3 protein-coding genes are annotated in these 6,501 nt (G+C 28.8%); 1 reads left to right on the forward strand and 2 read right to left on the reverse strand.

All coding sequences use genetic code 4. The features are described 5' to 3' along the window. Window positions 1–73: 73 nt before the first annotated feature. Complete coding sequence (locus ACWXVQ_RS02770) at window positions 74–658, reverse strand: signal peptidase II (RefSeq protein ID WP_456013557.1); 585 nt, start codon at window positions 656–658, stop codon at window positions 74–76. After that, window positions 645–3,320: an isoleucine--tRNA ligase gene (ileS, locus tag ACWXVQ_RS02775; protein WP_456013558.1), complete on the reverse strand. Its 2,676-nt coding sequence runs from the start codon at window positions 3,318–3,320 to the stop codon at window positions 645–647. Before ileS ends, ACWXVQ_RS02770 begins: the two co-directional genes overlap by 14 nt. Window positions 3,321–3,469: 149 nt before the next feature. On the opposite strand from ileS, the gene leuS reads away from it, so the two are divergent. After that, window positions 3,470–5,875, forward strand: a complete 2,406-nt coding sequence (leuS, locus tag ACWXVQ_RS02780; RefSeq protein ID WP_456013559.1) for a leucine--tRNA ligase — start codon at window positions 3,470–3,472, stop codon at window positions 5,873–5,875. Window positions 5,876–6,501: the final 626 nt, after the last annotated feature.

Consider the following 6,501-nt stretch of genomic DNA (forward strand, 5'->3'; position numbering starts at 1 on the left):
CTATAAATTTTTAATTTATAAACTTGGAAATATAACAAATATATGAAAAAAGAGCGAAAAAAATAAGGTTTAGTTAAACCTTATTTTCGTCTTTTGTTAGTTTGTTCTTTTTATAATGTTTTATTCAATGTATGGTTACAATTGATAAAACCACACTTATTGCTCCTAAAACTAATCAAATATCAGCAAAATTTAAAACTCCTTGGTTTGCTCACGGAAAATTCATAATATCTCTTACGCCACCGAATATAAATCTATCAATCATATTACCCATAGATCCAGCACTTACTAAACCAAGAAAAATAGTTATGCATATTGAATGTTTTTCTCTAACAAAAGTTACGCCTCATAGTGAACCTAAAATAATGGCAAAACTAAATGTGTGCAAGACTGGCAAATTACTTTCAAAAAAACCTAACGTAGTGCCAGCGTGAAAAACTGATTTAAAGATTATAAATTTGTTGCCGATTTCATAGTCTAGATCTGGAGATAAAACGCTTTTATCTTTTCATCTAAAAATATATTCCTTTGTAAGTTGGTCTATTAATAAGAAAATAAATAATGCTCCCAAAAAAATTGCTATGTTAACAAGAATGAATTTTCAATTTGTTTTTCAATATTCTTTTGAAAAGTATTTTTCCTTTTTATTTTCTTGCATTAATAACCTCCTCGCATCTAAAACAAATTTCATTTTTAAAACTAAATTGATCTTTTTCAAAGTGATTTCAACATCTTAGACATTTATATGATTCGCGTTTTTCAACCTTCATTTCGTTTCCGATGGTTAATTTAGCAATCATTAGTAATTTAGCTAGTGGTAATGATTTTATGAATTCTGATTTAGTTGTAATAGTTACAAATGCCTCGTTTTGTCTCTTAATTTCTTGCAATTTAATCTTTTCTTCAATTAATCTATAAACTTCGTCTTTTAGATCAAAAAATTCTTGTCATTTATCGCTTAGCTTTGTTGAAAAAGTTTTATTTAGATTTCATTTTAATAAGTGTACAGATTCTTGCTTATTGGGTTCGTTATAATATTGATATACTTCCTCCATAGTTGTTGGAAGTATAGGAGCAAGTATTTGCAATAAAGTTTTAATGGTTTTGGCAAAAACGGTTTGAACTTGTCTTCTTTCATAGTTATCTTGTTTATTTAGATATAAAATATCTTTTGTAATTGTGATGTAGTAAGAACTTAAATCAATGATAAAATTATTTACTTCTTTAATAACATTTACAAATTTATAATTTTCATAAAAAGATAGAATTTTTGCTTCCAAGTTATTTATTTTTTCAAACATTAATGCATGAATAGATTCAAGACTAACATAATTAAAATCAAAGTCAAATAGTGCTCCTAGCATAAATTTGATTGTATTTCTTAATTTACGATAAATTTCGACATTTTGTTCCAAAATCTTATTATCAATTGTAATATCGGCCGTGTATTCAGAGTTTGCAGCTCATAATCTTAAAATATCTGAACCATATTTTTTTACTATTTCTAGCGGGTCAACTGTATTTCCTAATGATTTAGACATCTTGCGCCCCTTGCCATCGAGGGTAAAACCATGCGATAGAAATGACTTAAAGGGACTTTTATTTCTTCAAGCAACCGAATTTATCATTGAGCTATTAAATCAACCGCGATATTGGTCTGAGCCTTCAAGATATAAGTCAAATGGTGCCTCAATAGCAGCTGGTTTAACGCCTAGTGAGGTTGATCCTGAATCAAATCAAACATCCATAATATCATTTTCCTTAGTGTATCCAAGTTTTTGATATTTTTCAGGTAATAATTCGTCCGCTGTTTTTTCATATCATATGTTTGAGCCATGTTTTTCTATAAGATTTATGACATAGTCAAATATTTCTTCTTCCAATATTGGATTTTTGTTTTTGTCATAAAAAACAATAATAGGAACACCTCAACTTCGTTGTCTTGAAATACATCAAGTATCGCGATTTTCAAGCATTAATTCAAGGCGGTTTTTTGATCACTCGTTATATGTTTTAACATTATTTATTTCATTTAGAATTTTATCTTTAATCTTTTTAACAGATACAAATCACTGAGGAGTGGCGCGATACATAATTGGAAGATGGGTTCTTCAATCATGAGGATATGAGTGTTTTATCTTTTTGAATCCAAGCAATAAATTATTTTCCTCTAAGAAATTACCAATTAATGGATTAGCATCATCATAGAAAATGTTCTTAAATTGAAGTGCTTTTTCGTTTAATGTCCCATCATCATTGACGTGCATAATTTTTTCAAGGTTGTTTTTATTTCCAATAATAAAATCATCTTCGCCAAATAAAGGTGCCATATGGACTAATCCTGACCCATTTTCAAGTGTAACATGGTGCCCCTCAACGACTGGGCAAATTAGTTTATTAATTGGACTTTCGTATTTTATTCCTAATAAGTCTTTACCTTTGAAACTACTTCCAATAATTTCATATTTTTCTCATTTACATTGTTGAGCAACTGATTCAACTAGGCCTTCAGCTAAAATGTAAGTAGTATTATTAACTTTTATTTTGATGTATTCAAATTCTGAATTGATAGCTACACCTGAATTTGCAATTAATGTTCATGGAGTAGTTGTTCATATAATTAGTTTTTCATCCTTACAAACAATATTATTGCCTTCTGTAATCTTAAAGGCAACAAATATTGATGGTGAAATATGGTCTGCGTATTCAACTTCAGCCTCTGCTAGGGCAGATTGTGAAGAAGGCGATCAATATATTGGTTTTAGGTCCTTGTATATCAAACCATCAAATAGCATTTTTTTAAAAAGTCTTAATTGTTGTGCTTCAAATCGTTTATCTAAAGTAACATAAATTTCTTTAAAATCAGTTAGCAATGAAAGCTTTTTAAATTGTTCCATTTGTTTTGCAACCTGACTTAGGGCATACTCTTCACATGCTCTTCTTAGTTCCACAACTGAAAAATCTTTTGCAGTCATTTTTCGCTCTACTAACATTTTGTGTTCAATAGGAAGCCCGTGAGTATCTCAGCCGGGTGTAAATGGAGCATAAAAGCCTTGCATATTTTTGAATCGTACAATTATGTCCTTAAGGATTTTATTTAACGCATGACCAACATGAATATTCCCATTCCCATATGGAGGTCCATCATGCAAAACAAATGTTTTATTCCCTTTGTTGGAAGCTAAAATTTTTTGATATAGTTGTTCATCTTCTCATTTTTTTTGGAAGATAATTTCCTTATCAGCAAGATTTGCTTTCATTGAGAATTCTGTTTGTGGCATTAATAATGTGTCTTTATAATCTTTACTTTCTTCAGCCATATTTTTTCCTTTATTGTTTTGTTGTATTACAGTTAAAAATAATATATTAAATTTTACAATAATTTATATAAAAACAGTGCTAATGTTTTTTGCAAGAAATTAAACAACATTATATTTGTAAAAAAAGATATTAATGTAAAATTAATAACATGTATAACCATAAACTAATAGAAAAAAAATGACAAGATTTTTGAGAACAAAATAGATCATTTAAGACAACAAAAAAAAGCAATAAAAAGGCCTATATTCTTGATATGTTCCCATATCCTTCGGGGTCTGGTTTACATGTTGGACATCTTGAAGGCTATACTGCAACAGATATAATTTCACGTTACAAAAGATTAAACGGATTTGATGTATTGCATCCAATTGGCTGAGATGCTTTTGGGTTACCTGCTGAGCAATATGCAATTAAGACTGGAAACCACCCAGCCCCCTTCACAATAAAAAATATTAATAACTTTCGTAGACAATTAAAACTAATGGGATTTTCATATGATTATGATAAAGAAATTAACACTACTGATCCCAAGTTTTATATCTGAACTCAATGAATTTTTAAGGAATTATATAAGCATGGACTTGCTTCAATTGAGGAAATTGACGTTAATTGATGCGAAGGATTGGGCACAGTATTGGCCAACGAAGAAATTATTGAAATTAACGGGCAAAAAGTTTCGGAGCGCGGTAATTTTCCTGTCGTCAAGAAGCCGATGAAGCAATGAGTCCTAAAGATCACTAAATATGCTGATAAACTCCTAGAGGGATTGGCTAGCCTTGATTGACCCGAAAGTTTAAAATTATTACAAAAAAATTGAATCGGAAAATCACAAGGTCATATTGTTAGATGAAATCTTAAAAATTCAAAGAAAAATATTGCAACCTTCACAACCAGATTAGATACTATCTATGGTGTTTCATCGATTATTATTAGTCCTGAGCATCCATTGCTTTTAGAAATTTGTACAGATGAATATAAGAAATTAATTATCGATTATATAAATATAACAAAAACAAAAAACGACCTTGAAAGAACGCAACTTAATAAAGACAAGACAGGTTTGTTCACTGGGGCATATGTTAGTCATCCCCTAACAAATGAAAATATTCCGGTTTGAGTTTCTGACTATGTTTTAATGAGTTATGGCGAAGGGGCAATAATGTCTGTTCCTGCTCATGATGCCAGGGATTATGAGTTTGCAAGAAAATATAATCTAACTATTAAACAAGTATTAGAAGCGGAGAAGTTACCGTTTGTTGACGATTCTAAACATATTAATTCTGATATCGCAAACGGCCTTAAAAAAGTACAAGCAACAGAAGTTATTTATCATAAATTAAATGCGATGGGTGTCGTTGATAATAAAACTAATTTTAAATTGAGAGATTGAGTATTTTCACGTCAACGATATTGGGGCGAACCGTTTCCGGTTTTATTTGATGAAAATAATAAAATTTATTTAGTTGATAATTTAGTAAAACTTCCTGAGGTTAATAATATTAAAGCATCAGGCTCAACAGAAGGACCACTTGCCAACATTAAGGATTGATTATATGTTGAAGTTGATAATAAGATATATCGACATGATACTAATGTAATGCCCCAATGAGCAGGGTCTAGTTGATATTTCCTGGCCTATATTTTAAAAAATGATGACGGAACATATTTGCCGCTTGATAGTCAAGAAGCAAAGGAAAGATTTAATCAATGGTTGCCAGTGGATTTATACATTGGCGGCCAAGAGCATGCCGTATTACACTTATTATATGCTAGATTTTGACATAGATTTTTATATGATTTAGGCATTGTCAATACCAAGGAACCATTTCAAAAGTTAATAAACCAAGGTTTAATTTTAGGACCAGATGGACAAAAAATGTCAAAATCTCTTGGCAATGTCATCAATCCTGATGGTTTAGTTGAATCACATGGTGCTGATGCCCTAAGGTTATATGAGATGTTTATGGGCCCCTTAACTGAGTCAAAGTCATGAAATACAGATTCTCTCAACGGAATTAGAAAATGACTCGATAGAATTTATCTTATTGTTGATAAATTAAGAAAAAACATTGATATAACTGATGAAAATCAGGAACTTGATAGCAATATTAATCAACTTATTTTGGATATTAGTGAAAATATTGAAAAATATAAGTTTAATATAGCAATAAGCAAGTTTATGGTCTTTATTAATTTTCTTGCGAATATTGAAAAAATTAATTCATTAGAAATTATTAAAAACTTTGCTATTTTATTTTCACCTTTCGCTCCTCATATAGCAGAAGAATTTTTGGAAATGATTGGTGAAAAATCGATATTTTACCAAAAATGGCCAATTGCCAAAACTAATTTAATTATTGAAAAAAATCCGCAAATTGGTGTACAAATTAACGGAAAGTTGCGTGGTCAGTTAGAAATTCGACCAATTTGGAATAATGATGAAATTGTTACGCAGGCAATGCAGCTTGATTCAATTAAGAAATGATTAAAAGACAAGCAAGTGATTAAAGTTATTTATATTGAAAATAAAATATTGAATATTCTAATTAAATAAAGAAATTTAGATAATAACTAAAAATAAGAATACATTAGGCAAAATAAAATAATTAGACTCAAGTCAAAAATAATGATTTGAGTTTTTTATTATTTTATTTCGTGCATCAATTATTATAAATGCCTCTAGTGAAACAAAAAATAAGTATAATCAAGGCGATAACATATATTATTAAAGTATATATTTTTTAAAAATGAAATATCGGTTAAAAAATTCTTAAATATTAATATATAAACTATTTATTTTATGTTTAATTTAAGCTTAATTTGTGACTTTCATTTTTTATTAATATGTATTAATGAATTATTTATGTTTTTATTTGAATTAGTTTATGACAGTATAAAACTTTAGTTTTTTTAAGCCTAAAATTAGAAATATTATACAAAAATTAAGTGATGAAAAAAAGTGTATAGTAAGTTAAATTAGCCATAAATTTTTAATTTAAAATATGATTTTTCTTTAAAAAAAGCGCTATTTTTTTTTTTTTTTGGTTGGTCATATAATTATAAAAAATACTAAATTGAAAGGAAAAAAAATGAAAAAAAGCAAATTACTTTTTTTAGGATTTTTGCCTGTTTTGGCAACACCGGTTATAGCTCTATCATGTGCAAATCCTGCTAAGCCAG

Source organism: Mycoplasma sp. 527 (genome assembly GCF_053851595.1).